Annotated in this window: 20 protein-coding genes; 1 reads left to right on the top strand and 19 read right to left on the bottom strand. The window is 74.0% G+C overall.

Annotated features, from left to right (window positions below):
* Positions 1-40: 40 nt before the first annotated feature.
* The 8 genes from fahA to ABZ805_RS16250 all read right to left on the bottom strand — a co-directional run bounded on the left by fahA (position 41) and on the right by ABZ805_RS16250 (position 8,301).
* On the bottom strand, positions 41-1,213 hold the full coding sequence (gene fahA / locus ABZ805_RS16285) for a fumarylacetoacetase (RefSeq protein ID WP_358440377.1): 1,173 nt from the start codon (positions 1,211-1,213) through the stop codon (positions 41-43).
* Positions 1,210-2,169 (bottom strand): hypothetical protein, encoded by a 960-nt coding sequence (locus ABZ805_RS16280; RefSeq protein WP_358440375.1) that lies wholly within the window; start codon positions 2,167-2,169, stop codon positions 1,210-1,212. The genes fahA and ABZ805_RS16280 overlap by 4 nt, the downstream gene beginning before the upstream one ends.
* Entirely contained in the window at positions 2,136-3,335 is a 1,200-nt protein-coding gene (locus ABZ805_RS16275) for a cupin domain-containing protein (protein ID WP_358440372.1), read from the bottom strand. Before ABZ805_RS16275 ends, ABZ805_RS16280 begins: the two co-directional genes overlap by 34 nt.
* Positions 3,336-3,467: 132 nt before the next feature.
* The gene (locus ABZ805_RS16270) at positions 3,468-4,793 is read right to left on the bottom strand and encodes an MFS transporter (RefSeq protein WP_358440370.1); all 1,326 of its coding nucleotides are present in this window, start codon (positions 4,791-4,793) and stop codon (positions 3,468-3,470) included.
* Between the two features lie 27 nt (positions 4,794-4,820).
* Positions 4,821-6,236: an FAD-dependent oxidoreductase gene (locus ABZ805_RS16265; RefSeq protein ID WP_358440367.1), complete on the bottom strand. Its 1,416-nt coding sequence runs from the start codon at positions 6,234-6,236 to the stop codon at positions 4,821-4,823.
* Positions 6,233-7,027 (bottom strand): SDR family oxidoreductase, encoded by a 795-nt coding sequence (locus tag ABZ805_RS16260; RefSeq protein ID WP_358440365.1) that lies wholly within the window; start codon positions 7,025-7,027, stop codon positions 6,233-6,235. The genes ABZ805_RS16265 and ABZ805_RS16260 overlap by 4 nt, the downstream gene beginning before the upstream one ends.
* Entirely contained in the window at positions 7,020-7,847 is an 828-nt protein-coding gene (locus ABZ805_RS16255; RefSeq protein WP_358440362.1) for an SDR family NAD(P)-dependent oxidoreductase, read from the bottom strand. The genes ABZ805_RS16260 and ABZ805_RS16255 overlap by 8 nt, the downstream gene beginning before the upstream one ends.
* A gap of 34 nt (positions 7,848-7,881) precedes the next feature.
* Positions 7,882-8,301: a nuclear transport factor 2 family protein gene (locus ABZ805_RS16250; protein ID WP_358440359.1), complete on the bottom strand. Its 420-nt coding sequence runs from the start codon at positions 8,299-8,301 to the stop codon at positions 7,882-7,884.
* 111 nt (positions 8,302-8,412) lie between these two features.
* Here ABZ805_RS16250 and ABZ805_RS16245 point away from each other — a divergent pair, with 111 nt between their 5' ends.
* Entirely contained in the window at positions 8,413-9,105 is a 693-nt protein-coding gene (locus ABZ805_RS16245) for a helix-turn-helix domain-containing protein (protein ID WP_358440356.1), read from the top strand.
* Positions 9,106-9,566: 461 nt separating this feature from the next.
* Here the strand turns inward: ABZ805_RS16245 and ABZ805_RS16240 are convergent, their stop codons facing one another.
* From ABZ805_RS16240 to ABZ805_RS16190, 11 genes are all read right to left on the bottom strand, one after another.
* Positions 9,567-10,532 (bottom strand): zinc-binding dehydrogenase, encoded by a 966-nt coding sequence (locus tag ABZ805_RS16240; RefSeq protein WP_358440354.1) that lies wholly within the window; start codon positions 10,530-10,532, stop codon positions 9,567-9,569.
* Positions 10,529-11,932 carry an MFS transporter gene (locus ABZ805_RS16235; RefSeq protein WP_358440351.1) on the bottom strand — a complete coding sequence of 468 codons (1,404 nt, stop codon included), beginning with the start codon at positions 11,930-11,932 and terminating at the stop codon, positions 10,529-10,531. Before ABZ805_RS16235 ends, ABZ805_RS16240 begins: the two co-directional genes overlap by 4 nt.
* Positions 11,929-12,606, bottom strand: a complete 678-nt coding sequence (locus ABZ805_RS16230; RefSeq protein ID WP_358440348.1) for an HAD-IB family hydrolase — start codon at positions 12,604-12,606, stop codon at positions 11,929-11,931. The genes ABZ805_RS16235 and ABZ805_RS16230 overlap by 4 nt, the downstream gene beginning before the upstream one ends.
* 33 nt (positions 12,607-12,639) lie before the next feature.
* Positions 12,640-13,599, bottom strand: a complete 960-nt coding sequence (locus ABZ805_RS16225; RefSeq protein WP_358440346.1) for an aldo/keto reductase — start codon at positions 13,597-13,599, stop codon at positions 12,640-12,642.
* Between the two features lie 42 nt (positions 13,600-13,641).
* Positions 13,642-14,865: a beta-ketoacyl-[acyl-carrier-protein] synthase family protein gene (locus tag ABZ805_RS16220; protein ID WP_358440343.1), complete on the bottom strand. Its 1,224-nt coding sequence runs from the start codon at positions 14,863-14,865 to the stop codon at positions 13,642-13,644.
* Positions 14,862-15,101 carry an acyl carrier protein gene (locus ABZ805_RS16215; RefSeq protein WP_358440341.1) on the bottom strand — a complete coding sequence of 80 codons (240 nt, stop codon included), beginning with the start codon at positions 15,099-15,101 and terminating at the stop codon, positions 14,862-14,864. Before ABZ805_RS16215 ends, ABZ805_RS16220 begins: the two co-directional genes overlap by 4 nt.
* Positions 15,098-16,141: a beta-ketoacyl-ACP synthase III gene (locus ABZ805_RS16210; RefSeq protein WP_358440338.1), complete on the bottom strand. Its 1,044-nt coding sequence runs from the start codon at positions 16,139-16,141 to the stop codon at positions 15,098-15,100. The genes ABZ805_RS16215 and ABZ805_RS16210 overlap by 4 nt, the downstream gene beginning before the upstream one ends.
* Entirely contained in the window at positions 16,138-17,730 is a 1,593-nt protein-coding gene (locus tag ABZ805_RS16205; protein ID WP_358440336.1) for an FAD-dependent monooxygenase, read from the bottom strand. Before ABZ805_RS16205 ends, ABZ805_RS16210 begins: the two co-directional genes overlap by 4 nt.
* On the bottom strand, positions 17,720-18,784 hold the full coding sequence (locus ABZ805_RS16200) for a ketoacyl-ACP synthase III family protein (RefSeq protein ID WP_358440333.1): 1,065 nt from the start codon (positions 18,782-18,784) through the stop codon (positions 17,720-17,722). Before ABZ805_RS16200 ends, ABZ805_RS16205 begins: the two co-directional genes overlap by 11 nt.
* The gene (locus tag ABZ805_RS16195; protein ID WP_358440331.1) at positions 18,781-19,776 is read right to left on the bottom strand and encodes a ScbA/BarX family gamma-butyrolactone biosynthesis protein; all 996 of its coding nucleotides are present in this window, start codon (positions 19,774-19,776) and stop codon (positions 18,781-18,783) included. The genes ABZ805_RS16200 and ABZ805_RS16195 overlap by 4 nt, the downstream gene beginning before the upstream one ends.
* 663 nt (positions 19,777-20,439) lie before the next feature.
* Positions 20,440-22,053 carry an amidohydrolase gene (locus tag ABZ805_RS16190; protein ID WP_358440328.1) on the bottom strand — a complete coding sequence of 538 codons (1,614 nt, stop codon included), beginning with the start codon at positions 22,051-22,053 and terminating at the stop codon, positions 20,440-20,442.
* Between the last annotated feature and the right edge of the window lie 388 nt (positions 22,054-22,441).

The following is a 22,441-nucleotide window of genomic DNA, read 5'->3' as shown; positions in this document are numbered from 1 at the left end:
CGTTCGACCGATCGCGCAGACCGAACGGGGCGTTCGTTCGTCAGGGCCGCGCGGGGAGGATCCGGCCGGCGACCTCGCCGAAGGCGAGGCGGGTGCCGGACGCGGTGGGGGCGGTGGCGGTGAGGACGACCTCGTCGCCGTCCTCCAGGAACGTCCGCTGCTCGCCGCCGACCTGCACGGGTTCCGCGCCGCCCCAGGTGAGTTCGATGAACGCGCCCCGCTCGTGCTTGCCGGGTCCGGAGATGGTGCCGGAGGCGAACAGGTCGCCGGGTCGGCAGCTCGCGCCGTTGACGGTGAGGTGCGCGAGCATCTGCGCCGGAGACCAGTACATCTCGCGGTACGGCGGGCGGCTGACCTCCGCGCCGTTCCACCGCACGCTGAACTCGACGTCCAGGCCCCACGGATCGTCCTCCCGCAGGTACGGCAGCGGTTCCGGGTCCTGCACCGGGGTCGGCACCCGGGCGGCGCGCAGCGCGGCCAGCGGCACCACCCACGGCGAGATCGAGGTGGCGAAGCTCTTGCCGAGGAACGGGCCGAGCGGCACGTACTCCCAGGCCTGCAGGTCGCGGGCGGACCAGTCGTTGACGAGCACCGCGCCGAACACGTGCTCCTCGAAGGCGGACACCGGAACGCGTTCGCCCAATTCCGACCCGGCGCCGACGACGAACCCGAACTCGGCTTCGATGTCCAGCCGCCTGCTGGGCCCGTCGCTCGGGGCGTCCTCGTCCGGGCTCTTGCGCTGCCCGCTGGGCCGCACGATCGGCGTGCCGGAGGGCACGACGGTGCCCGCGCGGCCGTGGTAGCCGACGGGCAGGTGCTTCCAGTTCGGCAGCAGCGGTGCCGCGTCCGGCCGGAACAGCCTGCCGAGGTTGGAGGCGTGGTGCTCGGAGGCGTAGAAGTCCACGTAGTCGCCCACGTCGAACGGCAGGTGCATCGTCACCTCCGCCACCGGGTGCACGGCCGCGTCGGGCACGTCGCCGTCCACGAGCGCGGTGATCCGGGCGCGCACCTCGTCCCAGCTCCGCTTGCCGCGCGCCAGGAACGGGTTCAGCGAGGGCACCGCGAACAGCGGGTCGTCCAGCGCCACCGCCAGGTCGATCACCCGGTCGGCGAGCCGGACGCCGACGCGGGGTGTGGTGCCGGGCGTGCTGAACACGCCGTAGGGCAGGTTCTCCCGGCCGTAGCCGGAATCGGCGGGCACGTCGATGATCACGAGTCGGCTCCTGGGTGGATCGCGGGCAGGTCGGTGGCGAGGTGTCCGGGCAGCAGGCCGAGCGCGGCCAGTTCGGCGAGCGGTTCGGCGACGCTGCAGGTGCCGAAGGAGGTGAACCGGGTGCGCAGCTCCCGGGTCCGCTCCTCCCCCAGCGCGGCGACGCGGGCGGCGATGCCGGGGGCGTCCCGGTCGGCGAGCACGGCGGCGAGGTCGGCGACCGCGCCACCGCGCAGCGCGGCGTCCACGGCGAGCAGGATGTTCAGGAACCCGTGCTGCTCGAACCCGTCGCTGTTGCGCACCGCGTGGTGCAGCCCGGCGGTGGCCTTGAACGGGACGTCGAGGCGCACCACCTCGTGCACCGCGGCGGCCAGCTCGGCCTCGCCGGGGTGCAGGTCGGCGCGCACCCCGCCGGTGCGGAACTTCGCCCGGCAGCCGAGCGGACCGAGCAGCGCCAGCACCGCGGCGCGGCGGTCGTCCCGCGGCACCTCCACGTACACCTCGGCGTCGGTGTTCTCCCGCACCCGGCGCAGCGCGTCCGGGAGGTCGGCGGGATCGAGGTCGGGGACCGGGATCTCCAGCGCCCGCAACGGGAATCCGCCCAGTTCGGCGAGCGCGGCGGGCACGGCGGCGGGCCCGGCGGGCACCGTCACCGCCAGCGGCGCGGGACCGTCCGGAGCCGCCCGGCCGGCATCGGCCCGGCCTGGAGCACCCCGGTCCGGAACGGCTCGGCTCGTCTCGACCCGGCCCGCATCGACTTCGCGCAGTTCGGCGAGCGCGGGCGCGGCCACCACCAGCGGCCCCACCGCGGCCGAGTGCGCGGCGGTGCGGTGCGCGGCGTGCGCCCGCACGGCCTGCGGCAGCGGCAGCAGGCCGGGCGGGAACATCGCCGCGTCGTCGAGCAGCCCGGCGACCAGCGGGGGCGTCACGACCGCGGCCCCCGTCCCGCCCAGGTCCACGCGTACTTGCCGTCGTCGCAGGCCAGCCCGCCTTCGCCGAGTTCCAGCGGCCGGAAGGTGTCGACCATGACGGCGAGCTCGTCGAAGAACTCCACCCCGATGCTGCGCTCGTAGGCCCCGGGCTGCGGCCCGTGCGAGTGCCCGCCGGGGTGCACCGACACCGAGCCCTGCCCGATGCCGGAGCCCTTGCGGGCCTCGTAGTTCCCGCCGCAGTAGAACATGATCTCGTCGCTGTCGACGTTCGAGTGGTAGTACGGCACCGGGATGGACAGCGGGTGGTAGTCCACCTTGCGCGGGACGAAGTTGCAGATCACGAAGTTCTCGCCCTCGAACGCCTGGTGCACGGGCGGCGGCTGGTGCACCCGCCCGGTGATCGGTTCGAAGTCGTGCACGCTGAAGGTGAACGGGTACAGGCAGCCGTCCCAGCCGACCACGTCGAACGGGTGCTGCGGGTACACGAGCCGGGTGCCGACGATGCCGGTGGAGCCGCGGTGCTTGAGCAGCACCTCCACGTCGGTGCCCTCGCGCAGCAGCGGCTCGGCGGGCCCGTGCAGGTCCCGCTCGCAGTAGGGCGCGTTCTCCAGCAGCTGCCCGAACCGGGACAGGTAGCGCTTCGGCGGGACGATGTGCCCGCCGCCCTCGATGGCGTAGGCGCGCAGCGGCTCCTCGCCGTGCGGCACCCAGCGGTGCGTGGTGGCGCGCGGGATGAGCACGTAGTCGCCGGAGGTCGCTTCCAGGGCGCCGAACACGGTCTCCACGGTCGCCGCACCCGACTCGACGTAGACGATCTCGTCGCCGATCCCGTTGCGGTACAGCGGAGATTCCCGTTCGGCGACCACGTAGGAGATCCGCACGTCCGCGTTGCCGAGCACCAGCCTGCGCCCGGTGACCACGTCGGCGGCGGCCGCGGCCTCCGCGGTGAACAGGTCGTGCAGCTTCAGGTGCCGCGGCATGAGCGGGTGGTTCGGGGTGGTCGCCTGGTCCGGGAGCTCCCACACCTGCGAGTCGACGATCGCCGAGGGCAGGTTGCGGTGGTAGAGCAGCGAGGAGTCCGCGGAGAAGCCCTCCTCCCCCATCAGCTCCTCGAAGTACAGTGCGCCTTCCTCGTCGCGGTGCTGGGTGTGCCGCTTCGGCGGGACGTCACCGAGTCGCCGGTAGTGCGCCATCGTTCTCGCCTCCTGTCCGCGGTGCCGGTCGGGCACCGCCGCCTGCTGCCATCCCGTCCGCGGTGGCGAACGGGGGCGGGGTCATTGCACCGACCCGCCCCGCCGCGCGCCACCGCCGAAAGCGCGACCGGCTCATTCGGCCGCTCCCGCGGGTACCACCTTGCGCGCGGGCTCGTCCCGGGGCGCGCGCACCGCCAGCAGCATCACCGCGCACACCACCAGGCAGCCGATCGGGAAGTAGAGCCCGAGCGACACGTCGCCCTCGCCCGCGTTGATGCCGATGACGTACGGGCCGAGGAACCCGCCGAGCGCGGCGATCGAGTTGATCGCGGCGAGCCCGACCGCGGTGTGCTCGCGGGACAGCACCCGCGCCGCCATCGCCCAGTACGGGGCCATGTAGCCGAGCACCCCGACCGCCACCATCGACAGGCACACCAGCGCGGGCACCGGATCGTGCCGGAACCAGATGGTGCCCGCCAGCCCGGCCGCGGCCAGCAGCATCAGCGCCACCACGTGCCCGCGCCGCTCGCCGGTGCGGTCGGAGTTGCGGGCCACCAGGAGCATCCCGACCGCGCCGACCAGGAACGGCACCGCGCCGAGCACTCCGATGTTGGTGGCCGAGTAGGACGGGTCGAGCTGGCTGATGATCTGCGGCAGGAAGAAGGTGAAGCCGTAGAGCCCGCAGGCCGCGAACAGGTTCGCCACCGCCAGGTACAGCACCTTGCGGTCCTTGAGGATGCGCAGCTGGCCGAGGAACGTCTCGGGTTCCTCGGCCCGGTACTCGCCGCTGATCTCGCGTTCCAGCCACGCGGACTCGTCCTTGCTGAGGAACCGGGCCTGGCTGGGCACGTTCGGCAGGTACAGCAGGGTGAGCACGCCGAGCAGCAGCGCCGGGGCGCCCTGCAGGATGAACACCCAGCGCCAGCCGCTGAGCCCGAACCACTGCACGTGGTCCAGGATCAGCCCGCCGGTGAGGCTGCCCAGCACCATCGCGATCGGCTGCGCCAGGGCGAGCGCGGCGATGGCTCGGCCGCGCTCCCCGGTGCGGAACCACATGGTCATGTACAGCAGCAGCCCGGGGAACAGGCCGGCTTCGGCGATGCCGAGCAGGATGCGGGCGCCGTAGAGCTGCGGCACGTTCTGCACGAACCCGGTGAGCACGGTGACCAGGCCCCAGGTGAGGGCGATGCGCGCCAGCCACAGCCGGGCCCCCACCCGCTTCATGATCATGTTGCTGGGGATCTCGAACAGCACGTACACCAGGAAGAAGATCGACGCGGCGATGCCGAAGGTCGCGGTGGTGATGGCGAGCTCGTGCTGCATCCCGAGCTGCGCGTAGCTGATGTTGGCCCGGTCCATGTAGTTGAACACGTACAGCAGGCCCACGATCGGCAGGATGCGGGACGAGACCTTCCGGACCGTCCTCCTGCCGAGTTCGCCGTCGGCGGCGTCGGACATGGCGTTTCTCCTCGACGTTGAGCAGAGTCAGGCGGCGCGGCGCGCGGCGGACAGCCCGGCGGCGCGGCCCATGGTGATGGCGTTGGCGACGGCGTTGCCGCCACCGACGTAGCGGGCGCCGAGCACCCCGGCCCCGGCCTCCCCGGCCGCGAACAGGCCCGGCACCCGGCCGCCGCGCTCGTCGAGCACGGCGGCGGTGGCGTCGATCTCCAGCCCGGCGTGGGTGCAGACCAGCTCGGCGGGCAGGGTGCGCACCGCGTAGAACGGGCCCTCGCCGATGGGGTCGGGTGCGGCGGTGGATCCCTTGGCCCGCAGAGTCTCGTGTCGGCCGAAGTCGGCGTCGGCGCCGTGCGGCAGCTGGTCGTTCCAGCGCGCCACTTCGGCGGTGAGCGCCGCGGCGGGCACCCCGATCTCGGCGGCGAGCTCGGGCAGCGTCGCGGCGCGCGCGGTGCGACCGGCCTCGGCCTCGCGCAGCACCACCGCCGCGTCCCAGTGCGCGTAGCCGGGTGGCAGCGCGCGGCGGGCCCGCTCGTCGAACACCGCCCACACCGGTCCGGGCTGGGCGTCGATGATGCCGGTGGACACCGCGTAGGAGGCGTCCTCGTCCATGAAGCGGCGGCCGCGGGCGTTGACGTGGATGCGGGACTTCGGCGGGAAGCCGGACTGCCAGTGGTGCAGCCGCTGGAAGTAGGCGGTGGGCAGCATCAGTCCCCAGCCGTCCCCGGCGAGCGCGGCGCCGACCTGCGCGCCGAACCGGAGGTGGTCGCCGCGGCTGCCGTCGGCGGCGACGACGAACAGGTCCTCGCCGGCGCGGGCCGCGGCCGGGTAGTGCCGGGCCAGCAGCTCCGGGTCGCGGGCGAAGCCGCCGCTGGCGATCACGACCGCGTCCGCGTCGACCTCGACGTCGTCGGCGACGACGCCGGACACCCGGTCGCCGGTGGTGCGCAGCCGCTGCACCCGGGTGCCGAGCACCGCTTCCACCCGGTGCGCGCGGCGCGCCTTGTCCAGCACCTGCACCAGTCCGTAGCCCTGGTCCTTCGGCACGTGCCCGCGCCACACGTCCTCCACGCCCGCCCGGCACAGGCCGGGGGTGTGCGCGTCGCCGGAGATCGCCGCGGGGACCTCCACGCCGAGCCCGATCAGCCACTCCAGGGCGGCGCCCGCCCGGTCGCAGAACCCACGGATCAGGCCGGGCCGCAGCAGCCACTGGTTGAGGTCCATGTAGTGCTGGAAGAACGCCTCCGGCGAGTCCTCGACGCCGAGCCCGCGCTGCACGGACGTCCCGGCGGCGGTGAACATGCCCGCCGAGAGCTGCGTGGAACCGCCGAGCTCCCGTTCCGATTCGAACAGCAGCACCGCGGCGCCGCGTTCGGCCGCCGACACGGCCGCGGCCAGCCCGGCCCCGCCCCCGCCGACGACGATCACGTCGTAGTGCTCGGTCATCGCAGGTCTCCCCCGGTGTCGGCGAGGATGCGGTGGTACAGCCCGTTGGACACCAGCCCGCCGTCCACGGTCACCTCGCTGCCGGTCAGGTACGCGGAGCGGTCCGAGAGCAGGAACAGCACCGATTCGGTGATCTCCTCGGGGGTCCCGGTGCGCCCGGCGGGGATGCTGGCGACCGCGGAGGCCACGAACGCGTCGGCACCGTCCAGCAGCGCGGTGCCGACCAGGCCCGGGTGCACCGAGTTGACCCGGATGCCCCAGCGGGCGAAGTCCCCGGCCGCCGACTTCGACAGCCCGGTCAGGCCCCACTTGCTCGCCGAGTACGACGGGGAGAAGTAGCCAATCTGCCCGGAGATCGAGGAGATGTTCACGATCGACCCGCCGCCGGAGTCGCGCATCAGCTCGGCGACGGCCTGCATCCCGTGGAACGGGCCGTGCAGGTTGACCCGCAGCACCTGCTCCCACACCTCGGCGGTGGTCTCGGTGAACCGCAGCCGCCGCGAGATGCCCGCGTTGTTCACCAGCCCGCCGAGTTCACCGCGGCCGTCGCGGATCTCGGCGACGACGCGCGCCCAGGCCGCCGGGTCGGTGACGTCGAGCTCGTGCGCGGAGGCCGAGCCGCCCGCGGCGGTGATCTCGGCGGTGACCTCGCCCGGGTCGGCCACGTCGGCGAGGCACACGTGCACGCCCCGGCGGCCCAGCGCCCGCGCGTGCGCGGCGCCCATGCCCCCGGCGGCGCCGGTGATGAGCACGACTCCGGGGTAGCGGACGCGCTCGACGGCCTCAGACATGCCGGGACCCGCCGTCGACGGCGATGCTGTGCCCGGTGATGTAGCGGGCGCTGTCGGAGAGCAGGAACAGCAGCGCGCCGAACACCTCCTCCGGGGAGCCGATCCGGTGCAGCGGCACGGTGTCCACGGCGTGTCGCAGCGCCACCGGGTCCTCCTTGACCCAGCGGGTCATGTCGGTGTCGATGTAGCCGGGTGCGATGGCGTTGACCCGGATGCCGTGGTCGCCGAACTCGACGGCGAGCGATTCGGTCAGGTGCGCGACCGCGGCCTTCGAGGTGCAGTAGGCGCCGCGCCCGCGCCGGACCCGGGTCGCCGACACCGAGGACATGTTCACGATCGCTCCGCCGGGGCCGAGGTGCCGGGCCGCGGCCTGCGCGCCGTAGAGCACGCCTTCGACGTTGACGCGCAGCACGTCGCCGAGCTGGTCGGGGCTGATCTCCGCGGCGGGGGCGAACGGGAAGATCCCGGCGTTGTTGACCCAGTGGTCGAGCCTGCCGAACTCGGCGAGGGCGGTGGCGGCGAGCCGGTCGTGCTGTTCGGCCGACGTCACGTCCACCACGGTGCTGACGACCCGCCCCGGTTCGTCCACTTCGGACTTCACCGCGTCGTTGATCTCGGCGGCGGTGGCGGACATCCGCTCGCCGTCGAGGTCGCCGCCGACGACGTGCACCCCGCGGGCGGCGAGGCCGCGCGCGAAGACCGCGCCCATGCCGCGCGCCGCGCCGGTGATCACGGCGACCTTGCCGGGCAGGTCCGGGTAGTGCGCGCCGATCGGCCGGTGCAGCGCGCCGCCCGGTCCGGTTCCGTCCGAAGTGGACATGGTGTTTCTCCTGTTTCGGCTGGGGATTCGGGGTTCAGCGCGCATCGTCGCGGCGCACCACGCGGCGGCGCACCCGCCACGCTCCGCCGTCGGCGACGAGCTCGTCGGTGAACGTGGTCATCCGCAGCAGCCGGGACTCGCCGTCGGCGGTGCGCACGATCTGCAGGTAGCCGCGCACGGTGAGCGCGCCGGGACCCGCCGGCTCGGCGACCAGGTTGGTGATGACGTGCCGGGTGCGGGCGCCCTCGTCGCGGTCGGCGGCGGCGAGGCGTTCGGCGAACTCGACGAGCGCGGCGGTGCCGGTAGCGGGTTCCGGGTAGCTGGGCGAGTGGAACTCGCCGTCGGCGGTGAACGTGGCGGCCCAGTCGGCGGCGCGGCCCTCGTCGATGTGCGCGCTCTGCGCCCCGTAGAGCTGGTGGACGTGCGCGAGCACGTCGGCGCCGATCGGCTGCACGGGTCACCTCCTCGTAGCCCGAACCATGTGCTATTATCGCACACAGCGTGCGATTAATTGGTACTGTAAGCGGGCTCACGCAGGCCGTCAACACTGCGCAGGAGGAACGCCATGTCCGAGACCGGCGCGGTCGAGCTCGACTCCGGGATGTCGAAGACGCTGCACAACGGGTTGCGCATCCTCGAAGTCCTCACCGAACACCCGCGCGGGCTCACCCTCGGCGAGCTGGCCGAACGCGTCGGCGTGCACCGCACCGTCGCGCACCGCCTGGTGCGCACCCTCGAAGCGCACCGGCTGTGCCGCCGCGACGAGGTCAAGCGCATCTCGCTGGGGACCGGCTTGGTGCAGCTGAGCGAACCGGTCGAGCAGGACCTGCGGACGCTGGCCCGCCCGGTGCTCGACGAGCTCACCGAACGCACCCAGGCCACCGCGCACCTGGTGGTGCAGGAGGACGAGCACCGGGTGCGGATGCTGATGATCGTCGAACCCCGGCGAGCGCGGATGCACGTGTCGTTCCGGCCCGGGCAGGTCGACCCGATCGACCGCGGCTCGGCGGGCCTCGCCCTGCTGGCCGCCGCGCCCCCACGTGCGGGCGAACGGGAGGCGGTGCGGGAGACCCGCGCACGCGGATTCGCCGTGTCGCACGGGGAGATCGCGCCCTCGGTCACCGGCATCTCGGCGCTCGTGCCCGGCACCGAACGGCCGGTCAGCCTCGGGCTGTCGCTGTTCGAAGTGGACGACGTGCCGGAGCTCGGCGGCATCGTCCTCGATGCCGCGCACCGGCTCGGCACGCTGCTGCGCTGACCCCGGACGCCGGAACGCCCCGCCCGCGATTTCCGCGCGAGCGGGGCGCTCGATCCGCCGGGTCACCGGCCGCGTCGAACCGGCGCGGCCGATCGTGCCGCCGTCCGTCAGCGGCGAAGCCGATGCGCCGCCGACCACGCAGGCGACCATCAGGTGCCCAGCGGTTCCCCCGCGCGGACGGCGACTCCACCCGCGTCGGAGATCGCTCCCGCGGCGAGGGAACCATGACCGCCCGTCGCCGAACCCGCCCGGCGGTCGTGTCGGTGCCCTGTCAGCGGCGCAGCCGCTGAGCAGCGGCCACCTCATCAACCGGCACCGCCGCGGGTTCTCAGCTGGTCCCTCGCGAGGACAGCGATTTCGCATGTGGCGGAGCCACCTGTGAAATCGATCCCGCAGCGAGGGGGCAGCTGAGGTTCCGCCACCCGACCACTACGCAACAGAAGAAGCGAGCCAAGAAGTGATCAGTGGTGCAGCACGAACTTCCCGGTGCTGGCACCGGATTCGAGCTCGCGGTGCGCCTGCGCGGCCTGCGCGGCGGGGAACTCGCCGGTGAGCTCCACGCGGATGCGGCCCGCCGCGACCTCGGCGACGGCCCGGCGCAGCGCGGGACCCACCTCCTGCGGCCGGCTCGCGCTGAGCCCGCCCAGGTTGAAGCCCAGCACTCCCTTGCCGCTGAACCACAGCTCGTTCGCGTCGAACGCGACGTCGGCGCCGCCGGAGACGTTGCCCATCGCGATCAGCCGCCCGCCCATCCGCAGCGCGTCCAGGCCGGGCCTGCGCACGGCGCCCCCGACCGGGTCGACGACCACGTCGAACTCGTCCCGCGGGGCGGTGCGCAGGAAGTCCTCCCGCACCAGCACCTCGTGGTAGCCGGAGCGGCGCGCCACCTCGATCTTCGCCGCCGACCCGACGGTGCCCACCACGCGGCCCGCGCCGAGCAGCCGGGCCACCTGGCCGAGCTGGGTACCGACACCGCCCGCGGCAGCGTGCACCAGCACCGACTCGCCCTCCCGCAGCCGCGCCACCGCGTCGAGCACCAGCAGCGCGGTGGTGGTGTTGGACGGGATCACGGCGGCTTCCGCGGTGCTCAGGTTCTCCGGCACCGGCACCACCAGGTTCGCGTCGGTGACGGCGACCTCGCCGTAGCCGCCGCCGTGGGTCATGGTGAGCGCCGCGACGCGCTGCCCCACCTCGACACCGGTCACGCCGGGGCCGAGCTCGCGGACCCGCCCGGCGGCTTCGATGCCGGGCACGTACGGCAGCGGCACGTCCACCAGTCCCTGCCGGAACAGCACTTCGGCGTAGTTCACGCCGGAGCACTCCACGTCCAGGGCGATCTCCCCCGGCCCGGGGCGGGGCGGTTCCACTTCGGCGTGCCGCAGCACGTCGGGGCCGCCGAACTCGGGGATGGTCACTGCTCTGGTCACTGTCGGGTTCCTTCCCGCTCGGAGTGCTCCGTCGTCGTGCGGTCCGGCGCGGCGCGCCGGTCGAGCGCGATCACCAGCAGCGCCACCGCGAACGCCAGCGCGGCGAACACCCACAGCGCGCCGCGCAGCGATTCCTCGTACGCGGGCCCGGCGAGCTCGCCGCCGGTCGCGCCCGCCACCGCGGCACCGACCGCGGCGATGCCCACGGTCTCCGCGGTCACCTTCGCCGTGTTGAACGCGCCCGCCGCGATGCCCGCGAACCGGGCCTGCACGCTGCCGACCGCGAGCCCGTCCAGCAGCCCCTGCGCGATCGCGATGCCCACGCCCATCACCAGCAGCGGGCCGACCCAGCTGCCCGTCCCGGCCAGCCACGCCGCCCCGGCGCCGACGAGCAGCAGCGCGAACACCACCTGCCGCAGCCCCGGCACCCACTTCACCAGCCAGCCGCACAGCACCGGCACCACCAGCGTCGGCCCGGTCAGCAGCACGATGCTCAGCCCGGCCTCGCGGGTGCTCATGCCCAGCACGCCCTGGAAGTAGGACGGCAGGTACACCAGCAGCGGCCCGAACACGCCGACGATCGCCGTGATCGCCCCGCACAGCGCGGCGAACCGCGGCGTCGCGAACACCTCCAGCCGCAGCACGGGATTCTCGACCCGCCGCTCCACCGGCACGAACACCACGAACAGCAGCACCGCCGCCGCGAACGCGCCCAGCACCAGGCCGTGGCCCCAGCCCAGCTCGGGCCCCTCCACCAGCGCGAAGATCAGCAGCAGCAGCGCCGTGGTGAACAGCGCGGCCCCCGCCACGTCCAGCTTCGTCGAGTCCCGCTCGCTCGTCGCGGGCAGCACCGGGAAGAACGCCAGCAGCACCAGCCCCACGACCCCGGGCACCGCGAACACTGCTCGCCAGCCCAGCTCGGACTGCAGCAGCCCCGCGATCGTCGGCCCGAACGCCAGCCCCACGCCGATCGTGGTGCCGAACAACCCGAACACCTTCGCCCGCGCCGGGCCCTGGAACACCTCGGCCAGCATCGCGCTCGCCCCGGTCGTGGTCGCCGCCGCGCCGATCCCGGCCAGCAGCCGCGCCACGTCCAGCAGCACGATGCCCGGCGCCACCGCGCTCACCACCGCGCACCCGGCGAACAGGCCGACCCCGGCCGCGAAGGTGCGGCGCCGCCCGAACTTGTCCGCCAGCGACCCGGTCACCAGCAAGAACCCGGCGAACGTGGCGCTGTAGGCGTTCACCACCCACTGCGCTCCGGCCAGCCCCGCGCCGAGGTCCCGCTGGATGTCGGTCAACGCCACCGAAGCCCCGGTCAGCGTCAGCGGCACCAGGAACACCGCCACCAGCGAGACCAGCAGCGTCGTCGTCCGGCCCGCCGTCGTCGATGCGGTCACGTCCCGATCCCTTCCACGCACTGCCATTCGTCCAGCCGGGCCCGCTCGCGCAGCACCGGATCGGTGCCCACCACCACCGGATTCCCCACCGCTTCGAGGAGTTCCAGGTCGGTGGCGTGGTCGGCGTAGGCGTGGCTGTCCTCGGCCCGGATGCCGCGGTCGGCGCAGAGCCGGCGCACCGCGACGGCCTTGCCCTCGCCGATGCGCACCTCCCGCACGTCACCGGTGTAGCGGCCGTTGAGCACGTCCGGTTCGCTGCCGAGCACGACGTGCGCGCCCACGTGCGCGGCGATCGGGTCCAGGCAGGCGCGGAACGATCCGGAGACGAGCACGATCAGCTCGCCCGCCTCGCGGTGCGCCCGCAGCCGGCTCAGCACCGGTTCGTGGAAGAGCCCGTCGCGGACCTGCTCGCCGAACCAGCGCCGCCCGGCCGCGATGACCTGGTCGATGCGCTGCCCGGCGAACAGCCGGTAGTAGGCGCGGTTCGACTCGGCGCGGGACCCGCGGAGCCGGACGAGGTCGGCGAGCAGCGCCAGGGCCTGCTCGTGCTCGTCGCGGGCGAAACCCCGTTCCCGGTGGTGGTGCGCCAGGAACGACAGCATCGACTTGCAGGTCACCAGCGTCTCGTCCACGTCGAAGAACGCCGCGGTCGTGCCGGGCGGCGTGGTGGTCATGGCTGTCCTCGTTCTCCCGTCGGAGGTGGTCGGTCAGTAGCGGGTGCCCACCGGCGCGGGGACCGCGTCCAGCTCGGCGAGGTCGACGGCGGTGAGCTCGACGTCGGCGGCGCCGACGTTGTCCCGCAGGTAGGTGCTGCGCTTGGTGCCGGGGATCGGCAGCACGTGCGGGCCGCGCGAGGCGGTCCAGGCGATGGCGATCTGCGCCCCGGTGGCGCCGTGCCGGGCCGCGACCCGCTCGATCACGTCCACGATGCGGCGGTTGTGCTCCCAGGCCTCGGCGGCGAACCGCGAGTTGGTGCTGCGGAAGTCGGAGCTCTCGAAGTCGCCCGGCCCGCCGACGGCGCCGGCGAGGAATCCGCGGCCCAGCGGGGCGAACGGCACGAACGCCGCCCCGTTCGCGAAGCACCAGTCGAGCACGCCGTTCTCGACGGCGTCGGCGGTCCACAGCGACAGCTCGGACTGGATCGCGGTCACCGGGTGCTGGGCGTGCGCCGCCGCGGCCTGCTCGGTGTCCACTTCGGACAATCCGAGCCAGCGGACCTTGCCCTGCTCGACCAGTTCCGCCAGCGCGCCCCAGGTGTCGGCCAGCGGCACCTCCGGGTCGACGCGGTGCAGGTAGTACAGGTCGATGTGCTCGGTGCCCAGCCTGCGCAGGCTCGCCTCCACCGCGGCCCGGATGCGTTCCGGGGAACCGTCGCGGTGCATCGACCGAGTCGCCAGGTCGTCCACCACCAGGCCGCACTTGGTGGCCAGCACCACCTCGTCGCGGCGCCCGGCGAGCGCGCCGCCGACCAGCCGCTCGTTGTGCCCGTCGCCGTAGACGTCGGCGGTGTCCAGGAACGTGACACCGGAGTCGATCGCCTCGCGGATCACCGCCGCGGACACCGCGTCATCGCGCTTGCCCTCGTCGTAGCCCCAGCTCATGCCCATGCAGCCCAGGCCGATCGCCCCGACCTCGTGGCCGGTGGCGCCCAGTTCGCGCTGTCGCACGCGTTCTCCTCTCGTCGTTCCCCTTCACGTCCCGCCCCGCGGTCACGCGGCGGTGAGCAGCAGCGCCGCGTTGTGCCCGCCGAAGCCGAGCGAGGTGCTCAGCGCGGTGCGCAGCCGCCGCTGCCGCGGTTCCCCGGCGACGACGTCCACGCCGATCTCCGGGTCCAGCCGGGCCAGGTTCGCCGTCGGCGGCACGGTGCCGGTCTCCAGCGCCAGCACCGCGTAGGCGGCCTCGATGGCGCCCGCGGCGGCGAGCGCGTGCCCGGTGACGCCCTTCGTGGAGGTCACCGCCGCCGAGTCGCCGAGGCTGCGCAGCAGCACCGCCGCCTCGGTGACGTCGTTGAGCTTCGTGCCGGTGCCGTGCGCGTTCACGTGCTCCACCGCCGACCCGGGCACGTCCGCGTCGCGCAGCGCCTCCCGGATGCTGCGCTCCAGCCCGGCCCCGCGCGGGTGCGGCGTCGTCGGGTGGTGCGCGTCGGTGGCCGAGCCGTAGCCGCTGACCCGCGCCCGCACCCGCGCACCGCGCGCGGCCGCGGACTCCGGCCGCTCCAGCACCAGGAAACCGGCGGCCTCGGCGGCCACGAACCCGTCCCGGTCCGCGTCGAACGGGCGGCACGCCGAACCCGGATCGCCGTGGCGGGACAGCGCGCCCATCCGGTTCAGCGCCGCCATCGCCGTCGGCGACAGCGCCGACTCCGCACCGCCCGCGAGCACCAGGTCGCACTGCCCGGCCCGCAGCAGCGCCCGGCCCAGCCCCACCGCCGTCGTCCCGGACGCGCACGCGGTGGCGGTGACCAGGCTCGGGCCGCGGGCGGCGCAGTCGATGGCAACGTGCCCGGCGACCATGTTCGACATCGACGCGGGGATCGTCAGCGGCGACACCACCCGGTCGCCCTCCTCGTGGTGCCGCCGGTGCTGGCGCTCCACCGTCCCGGTGCCGCCGAGCGAGTTGCCGATCACCACCGCGACCCGGTCGCCGTCCCAGCTCGCCGGGTCCAGTCCCGCGTCGGCGACGGCCTCCCGAGCCGCGACCAGCGCGAGCTGCACGAACCGGTCCACCCGCCGCGCGGTCGCCGCTCCCAGCAGCCGTTCCGCGTCGAAGTCCGGCACCCGGCAGGAGATGTCCACCTGGTCGCCGGCGAGCCGCTCGTCGGTGCGCGCCGTCGACCGGCCCGCGCAGACCCGCCGCCAGTTCTCCGCGACTCCGACGCCCGCGGGCGTGACCAGGCCGAGCCCGGTCACGGCCGCGTCGAAGGGTGCGGTCACGCGGACACGCCCTTGGCCGCCATCAGGTCCAGCAGGTCCCCGAGGGTGAACTCCGGCTTGATCTCGTCGTCTTCGAGCCGCACGCCCCACTCGCGCTGCACCTCGATCCCGAATTCGATCAGCGCCAGCGAGTCCAGGCCCAGGTCTTCGAAGGTCTGCCCGTCGCGCAACCGCTGCGCCTCCACCCCGAGACTGCTGCCCGCGATGCCGCAGAGGCGTTCCTCGATCTCGTTCATGATGTCCCCTCAGTCCCCGGACGCACCGCGTCCGGCTCGTCGTTCACCGGAATGCCCGGCCATCTCAAGGCGGTGGCCCCCCAGGTGAGTCCACCGCCGAACCCGGTGAGCACCACGCGATCACCGGGAGCCAGTTCGCCGCTCGCCGCCGCGTCGGCCATCGCCAGCGGCACCGAGGCGGCGACCGTGTTGCCCACGCGGTCCAGGTTCTGCACCGCGCGCTCGGGCGCGATGCCCAGTTCCGCCGCGCAGGCCTTGAGGATCCGCGCGTTCGCCTGGTGCGCGACCAGAACGTCCACATCGGACATCTCCCAGCCCGCGTCCGCCACCACCCGGCGCGCGGAACCGCTCATCCGCCGCACCGCGCGGCTGAACACGGGCTTGCCGTCCATCTGGAAGTAGTGGTCCGCGACCGCGGCGGGCGCGCCGCGGCTGCGCTGCTGCGAACCACCCGCGGGCACCGTGATCAGCTCCGCGTCCGCGCCGTCGCTGCCGAGGTCGAACCCCAGCAGCGCTCCCGGTTCCGCCACCTCCCCCGCGCGCAGCACCACCGCGCCCGCACCGTCCCCGAAGATCACCCGGGTGGTGCGGTCCGCCGGATCGAGGATGGTGGAGAACGCGTCCGCGCCGATCACCAGCACCGATCCGGCGATGCCCGCGCCGATCAGCCCGCGCGCCGTGGCCAGCGCGTACAGGAACCCGGTGCACACCGCGGCCACGTCGAAGGCGGGCACCTCGCCCAGCCCGAGCCGGTGCGCCACCGACGGCGCGGTCGCCGGGCACGGCCGGTCCGGAGTGCTCGTCGCGAGCACCACCGCGTCCACCGCGCCACCGCCCGCCGAGTCCAGCGCTCGGCTGCCCGCCTCCACGGCGAGGTCCCCGGTGCTCATGCCCGGCGGGACCACGCACCGCCGGTGGATGCCGGTGCGCGTGCGGATCCACTCGTCGGAGGTGTCCAGCTCGGCGGCCAGCATGTCGTTGGTGACCACCCGCGGCGGCGTCCAGCCGCCGAGGCCCGCGAGCACGGCCGCCGGGCTCATCGGACGGCTCCTTCGGCGGGCGCGCCGGCCGCGTCCAGCGCTCCGCTGCGGCGCAGCGCCGACCGGACCGCGCCCGGGTCCACCGCGCCGCGCTCGATCGCCGCGACGTGCCCGTCCGGGCGCACCACCACCGCGCAGCGGTCGCGGCCCAGGAAATCGCGCAGCACCGCCCAGGACGACACGTCCTGCACCGGGGTACCCGCGGGCACCTCCGCGCGGATCGCCGCGCACCGCGCCCGCCACGCCGCGTCCCGCGTCTCGCCCGCCCACAGCAGCACGGTCAACCGATCTCCGGCCACCTCCGGCCACGGGTCCGGCGCGGAACCGGTGGTGAACACCGGGATCCGGCCGCCCGGTTCCCGCACCAGCTTCCGCAACCGCAGGTCGGAGGCCCGTTCCGGGGCGTCCGGCCGGTAGCGCACGCTGAGCTGGCTCATCATCGGCGCCACCACGTGCTGCAGCACGCCCGACTTCCGGGCCGCGCCGACCAGCGCGTCGCGCACCACCACCTTGTCCCGCCGGGAGATCAGCCCCCAGCTGGTCTGCTTCGCGGTCAGCCGCGACACCCGCTTCGCCGAGTGGCGCCGTTCCGGGTCGTAGCCGTCCAGCACCTCGGGGCGCATCGTGCCGTGCTCCACCGCGGCGAGCTTCCAGGCGAGGTTCACCGCGTCCTGGATGCCGGTGTTCATGCCCTGCGATCCCGCCGCGCTGAAGATGTGCGCGGCATCGCCGACCAGGAAGCACCGCCCGGCGCGGAACCGGCCCGCGGTGCGCCTGCGGGCCCGGAACACCGTGGTCCACTTCAGCTCACCGAGGCGCGCCGGGAACGGCACCACCGCGTCCAGGTTCCGCTGGAACAGCTCGTGCGGCGGCGGCTCGTCGTCGTTCCACACCGGCACGCTGCACGCGACGCGGAAGTCGGTGCCGCGGAACGGCGCCAACCCCATCGCACCGCCGCGGTCGTAGCAGTACAGCATCTCGTTGCGCGGCAGCTCGGCGTCCAGCGGTGCGTCGCAGATCGCGAACAGCACGTCGGCCCCGGCCCCCTCGAACGGGATGTCCAGCAGCCGGCGCACCGCGCTGTGCGCGCCGTCCGCGCCGATCACCCAGCGGGCCCGCACCCGTTCCCGGGTGCCGTCGGCGTGCCGCAGCGTCGCCTCCGGCCGCTCGCCGGAGCCGTCCAGGTCGACCAGCTCGACCTCGGATTCCACCGCGGCGCCCGCGGATTCCACGCAGGCGCGCAGCACGTCCTCGGTGCGGTGCTGCGGGGTGCACAGCCCGAACGGGTAAGGCGTCTCGCGCAGCCGGGTCATGTCGATGTCGCCGAGGCGGCGGCTGCCGGAGTAGTACGAGACGCGTTCGATGTGCTCGCCGATGCCCGTCAGCTCGTCGGCGGCGCCGAGCGGCCGCAGCAGTTCCAGGCTGCGCGGCCACAGGATCACCGCCCGCGAGTGCAGCGTGCTGCGCGGCTCGCGGTCGACGATCCGCACCGGCACGTCCTGGCGGAGCAGGAACGCGGCCAGCACCATCCCGACCGGGCCCGCGCCGACGACGAGGACCGGGTCGTTCCCGGAGGAGTCAGCGGACATGGTGGTTCTCCCGTTCGTGGTCGGCCGGGGCGGGTTTGCGCACGATCGCGCAGGACCAGGTGAACCCGCCGCCCGCGCTGAGCACCGCCGCGAGCTCGCCCGCGGCGAGCGCTCCGGGGCGGGCCAGCGCGACCAGGTTGGACAGCAGGTCACCGGCGCCGAGGTGGCCGGTGTCGGCACCCAGGTCGAGTGCGGGCAGATCGGTGAAGACCGCGCGCAGCGCCGGGTGGTAGGCCTCGCCGAGGGCGCGTTCGCCGAGCCGCGGCAGCAGCACGCAGCGCAGCCGCGGATCGCCCGCGTCCACCTCGGCCGCCAGCAGCGCCGCCCGCACCACCTCCGGCACCCGGACCGCGGTGATCTCGGCGAAGCGGGTGCGGCCGTGCCTGCTCAGGTACGCCTTCTTGGTGCGGCGGACGTCGACCCGGCCCAGCGGTGCGGCGCTGAACGGGTCGGCGCCGCGGTGCATCTCCTCCGCCGCCGGTTCGGCGCGGCTGGCCAGCGCCAGCAGTTCCAGGTCGGCGCTGGAGCCGTCCGTCCCGCGCCCGACCAGCACCGCGGCCGCCCCGTCGCCGTACCAGAGCCCGTAATCCCCGCGCCAGCGGTCGAACCCGGGTTCGGCGAACCGGTCGGCGGTGGTGACCAGCGCGGTGCCCGCCTCCGCCGCGCCGACCCAGCGGGTGGCGAGTTCCAGGGCCGCCGCCCCGCCGTTGCACATCTGCTGCACCCCGACCGGGTTCGCGCCGTCCGCGCCGATCCGGGCCGCGATGTAGTGCGCCGGGGACCAGAAGTCGTGGCCCTGGTGGTAGGTCCAGGCGTGCGCGAGGAACCCGATGTCCGCGGCCGCGAACCCGGCCCGCGCCAGCCCGTCGCGGGCCGCGCGGACCGCCATCTCCGGTGCCGCCAGGTCGTGCGACACCGGCAGCGCGGCGTACCCGGTGGCCGCGGCCTCGGCGGGCTCCAGGCGAGCTTCGGCGACCGCTTGCGCGACGGGCACGCTCGTCGGCGGCAACCATTCGGACAATCCGCTGAGCCAGGTCCGGGCGGGGGCGCTCACGCCGCCTCCCGCACTGCCCCGCAGCGCACGTCGAACGTAGCGCGGGCGATGACCGAACCGTGCTGCACGAATCGGATGGAAATGCGGGATTCGCCGTCCGCACCGGCTACCGGCTCGGAGCACAGCAGTTCCACCGGCGCGTCCAATTCGGCGTAGGCGTCGAATTCCGCCGCCATCCCGACGATGCCGAGTTCGTGCGCCGGAATCCCGGCGAAATGCTTCGCGGCGAGCACCCCGAGTTGGCGGGCGCCTTCCATCAGCACCATTCCGGGAACGTGGTCCTGCGGGTGGTCGAACAGGCTCGGATGCGATCCGTGCACCCGCAATCGGGCCACGATCCGGTCCGCGGTGAACCGGGGCGCGAGCAGCAGCACGTTGTCCGCGTTCGACCGGCCCACCAGGTGCGGTTTCACCAGATCCGCGGCGGCGTCCGCGGTGAATTCCGCGGAGCTCGGCGGCAGTCCGCCGCGCTTGCGCTCCCGCATCGCCGCGTACACCGCGCCGCGCAGGTAGCCGACGTCCATCCGCACCTGCCCGATGGGCGCCTGGTCCAGGAACAGCGCCATGTCGTAGCGCTGCCCGCGCAGTTCCCCGCCGCGCCACCGGGCGAGCGAGGTCTCGGCGGTGGCGGTGAACTCGTGCGGTGCCGCCCCGCGGTCGCCGTGCGCGTCGTCGAGCCGCAGCGACCAGGAGCGCAGCACGAACTTGGTGTCCAGCGGCGCGCCGAAGTGCGCGTGCATCGCGTGCGTCTCGGCCTGCCTGCAGCACTCCAGCAGCAGCAGCGGGTCGACGCGTTCGTCGGTCAGGTGGTCGGTGTAGTAGTAGTGGATCATCGGCAGCTGGGCGGCCGCGGCGAAGTGCGCGCTGTCCAGCCGCACGCCGTCGGTCAGGAACAACTCCGACAGGTTCCGCCGGTGCACCAGGCTGCGCGCGACCGTGTGCTCGAAGCCGAGCTCCGGGCAGGCACCTTCGTGCACGGGAGTATTCGTCACAACGTTCCCCTCAGTTCGTCGCCGGCACCCCGGGCCGGCGGCGGTACTCCTGCATTCCGTTTCGACCGGCGGACCGGCCGGGAGAACGCACGCGTTCCGGGCGGCCGACGCCGGAATGCACGGCGTCGCCCCGCTTCGCGGTGCGTGCTGTTCTTCTTTCCCCCGCGGCCGACGCGCGTTCCCCGTCGCATCGATCGGCCGTCGTGCGCGCTCCGCGGAGCGCCATCCCCAGTTCCCCGAACGGGGTCCACCGGAGCCGCGGACGACGCGGCCTCTCGCAGTGGATGCGCACACGCTAGCGCCGATTGATCACGCTCCGCAACGCGCTGTGATCCTATTCACCGCGCCGGTGGAATTGCGTCCGTTTTTTCGGGAAAACCACTGGTCGCAGCGGCCTCGAATAGCGGGTCTCATTCATCGAAGAATTTGCCGCAGCACGCAGCGGAATCGCGAAGTGCACCCGATCGAATTAATGCGGCCATCGGCATATTCCAATTCCATTGTCGACCGAACACCGTGGCACGCTGATCGGGTGAGCCCGCACGAGACGGCCCCGCCCCCGGACGTGCGAACGCCGGGGCGGTGCCCCCGGTCCTCGACCGGCCGGGCACCACCCCGGCGCTCGATCACGTCGTTCGCCGGCGCGAGCCGGCGCGACGGAGCTCAGTCCTCCTCGTCCGGATCCCGGACGTACAGCGTCCTCCCCCGCAGCACGGTGCGCAGGCAGCGCGGCAACGGCGCGCCCGGGCTCAGGTCCGGCAGCGGCGGCACGCCCGCGCGCGGATCGGTCGACCAGCGCTGCACCCGCGAATCCGGTGCGGTGACGACGAGATCTCCCGTCTCCCACACCGCGTACGTCGCCGGAGCGCCCGGCACCAGCGCGCCCGTCACCCCGTCATCCACCCCGGCGGCCCGCCAGCCACCCCGGGTGTGCGCGGTGAACGCGGCGCGCGGCGAGACGCCGAAACCGTCCGTGCGGTGGTGCACCGCGGCCCGCACCGCCGCCCACGGGTCCACCGGGGTGACCGGCGCGTCCGAGCCGAACGCGAGCACGACGCCGTTCGCGGCCAGTGCCGAGAACGGGTTCAACCGGGTGCCGCGCGGCACGCCGAGCCGGCGCGCGTACATGTCCGACGGCCCGCCCCAGGCCGCGTCGAACTGCGGCTGCACCGAGGCGACCACGCCGAACGAGCCGAGCTCCGCGGCCTGCTCGGTGGTCACCATCTCCAGGTGCTCCAGCCGGTGCCGCATGCTCGCCAGCGCGGGCACGCCGAGCACCTTCGCCGCGCGGCGGAACCCCTCGCAGGCCTCGGCGACCCCGGCGTCCCCTATCACGTGGAACCCGGCCTGCAAGCCGTTGCGGGTGCAGTCGATCAGGTGCTCGGCGACCGCTTCGGCGTCCAGGTACAGCACGCCGGAGGTCGTCGGGTCGTCCGCGTAGGGCGCGCCGAGCGCCGCCGTGCGCGAACCGACCGCGCCGTCCACGAACAGATCACCGCCGAGCCCGCGCACGCCCAGCTCCCGCGCGGTCTCCAACGCGCCCAGCTCGCCCCAGTAACCGACGACCTCCGGCACGTCCCCGCGAGCCGACAGCGCCAGCAGGTCCCGCAGGTCCTCCGCCCCGGAGATGTCCGGTCCCGCGCACTCGTGCACGGCCGCGACGCCGCAGGACGCCGCGTGCCGCAGGAACGCCAGCTGCGCCTCCCGGCGCTGCGCCAGGCCCAGCGATTCGCGGGCGGCGCTGCGCGCGTGGTGGTGCGAGACCCGGGTCAACGGACCGTCCGGGCTCCAGCCCTCGGTGTCCCTGGCCAGCGGGGCGCGCTCGATCAGCGCGCTGGAGACCAGCGCCGAGTGCACGTCGATCCGGGACAGGTAGACGGGCGCTCCGCCGCAGGCGTTGTCGATCTCCGCGCGGGACGGCGGGCGGCGCTCCGGCCACCAGGTCTCGTCCCAGCCGTGACCCCACACCAGCGCGCCCGGGTGCTCTTCGACGTGGTCGCGCAGCGCGTGCAGGAATTCGGTCAGCGAAGCGCAACCGGTCAGGTCCAGGCCGTTGATCAGCAGACCGGACGAGGTGGCGTGCACGTGCGCGTCGACGAACGCGGGGGCGACGAACGCCCCGCCGAGCTCGACGATCTCCGCCTCGGGATGCAGTGCACGGCCGACCCTGTCAGAACCGACCCAGGCGATGGTGCCATCGATGACGGCCATCGCGGTGGCGTCGGCATCGGCGGGCGAATGGATCCGGCCGCCGAGCAGCAACGTGGTCTCGGACATGTCCTGTGTTCCCTGTCCTGGGGATCTCCCCCGGCTTCGGCTTGCTGGCGGCGCAAGGCGTGACGAGCAACTGTTCCGCCCGGCCCCCGCGTCGGCACGAGCCCCTCCGCTCCGGGTCGCACCGACCTGTCCGGTCGGCGGCGGACCGCATCGGGCGGCTCGGCCGCCCGGTCCCCATCCGCCCGCTCCGTCCGGAGCCGGGTGGATCACCTTACGCGGAGCTCCGCGACCCCGGTGGATCGAGGCCCGCGCCGAGGTGAACCTCGCCATGCGCCACCGTGGCCGGGGTGGGGGGGGGCGCGCCCCCCGCCCGCCCCCATCGTTGGCCGCAGCGTTACCCCACTGGTCGGGCGGTGGGGGCCCCCCCGGGGGGGTGACCCCGCCGAAC

The organism is Saccharopolyspora sp. NPDC047091, assembly GCF_040643635.1.
In the GTDB taxonomy this organism is placed as follows: Bacteria; Actinomycetota; Actinomycetes; order Mycobacteriales; family Pseudonocardiaceae; genus Saccharopolyspora_C.
Note: the sequence above shows the minus strand (reverse complement) of the source record. Positions and strands in the feature narration are given on the sequence as shown.

Coding starts and splice junctions, on each gene's coding strand:
- ABZ805_RS16275 (WP_358440372.1), bottom strand. CDS start 3,335: ATGGCGCACTACCGGCGACTCGGTGACGTCCCGCCGAAGCGGCACACC.
- ABZ805_RS16270 (WP_358440370.1), bottom strand. CDS start 4,793: ATGTCCGACGCCGCCGACGGCGAACTCGGCAGGAGGACGGTCCGGAAG.
- ABZ805_RS16265 (WP_358440367.1), bottom strand. CDS start 6,236: ATGACCGAGCACTACGACGTGATCGTCGTCGGCGGGGGCGGGGCCGGG.
- ABZ805_RS16260 (WP_358440365.1), bottom strand. CDS start 7,027: ATGTCTGAGGCCGTCGAGCGCGTCCGCTACCCCGGAGTCGTGCTCATC.
- ABZ805_RS16255 (WP_358440362.1), bottom strand. CDS start 7,847: ATGTCCACTTCGGACGGAACCGGACCGGGCGGCGCGCTGCACCGGCCG.
- ABZ805_RS16245 (WP_358440356.1), top strand. CDS start 8,413: ATGTCCGAGACCGGCGCGGTCGAGCTCGACTCCGGGATGTCGAAGACG.
- ABZ805_RS16230 (WP_358440348.1), bottom strand. CDS start 12,606: ATGACCACCACGCCGCCCGGCACGACCGCGGCGTTCTTCGACGTGGAC.
- ABZ805_RS16215 (WP_358440341.1), bottom strand. CDS start 15,101: ATGAACGAGATCGAGGAACGCCTCTGCGGCATCGCGGGCAGCAGTCTC.
- ABZ805_RS16210 (WP_358440338.1), bottom strand. CDS start 16,141: ATGAGCCCGGCGGCCGTGCTCGCGGGCCTCGGCGGCTGGACGCCGCCG.
- ABZ805_RS16205 (WP_358440336.1), bottom strand. CDS start 17,730: ATGTCCGCTGACTCCTCCGGGAACGACCCGGTCCTCGTCGTCGGCGCG.
- ABZ805_RS16190 (WP_358440328.1), bottom strand. CDS start 22,053: ATGTCCGAGACCACGTTGCTGCTCGGCGGCCGGATCCATTCGCCCGCC.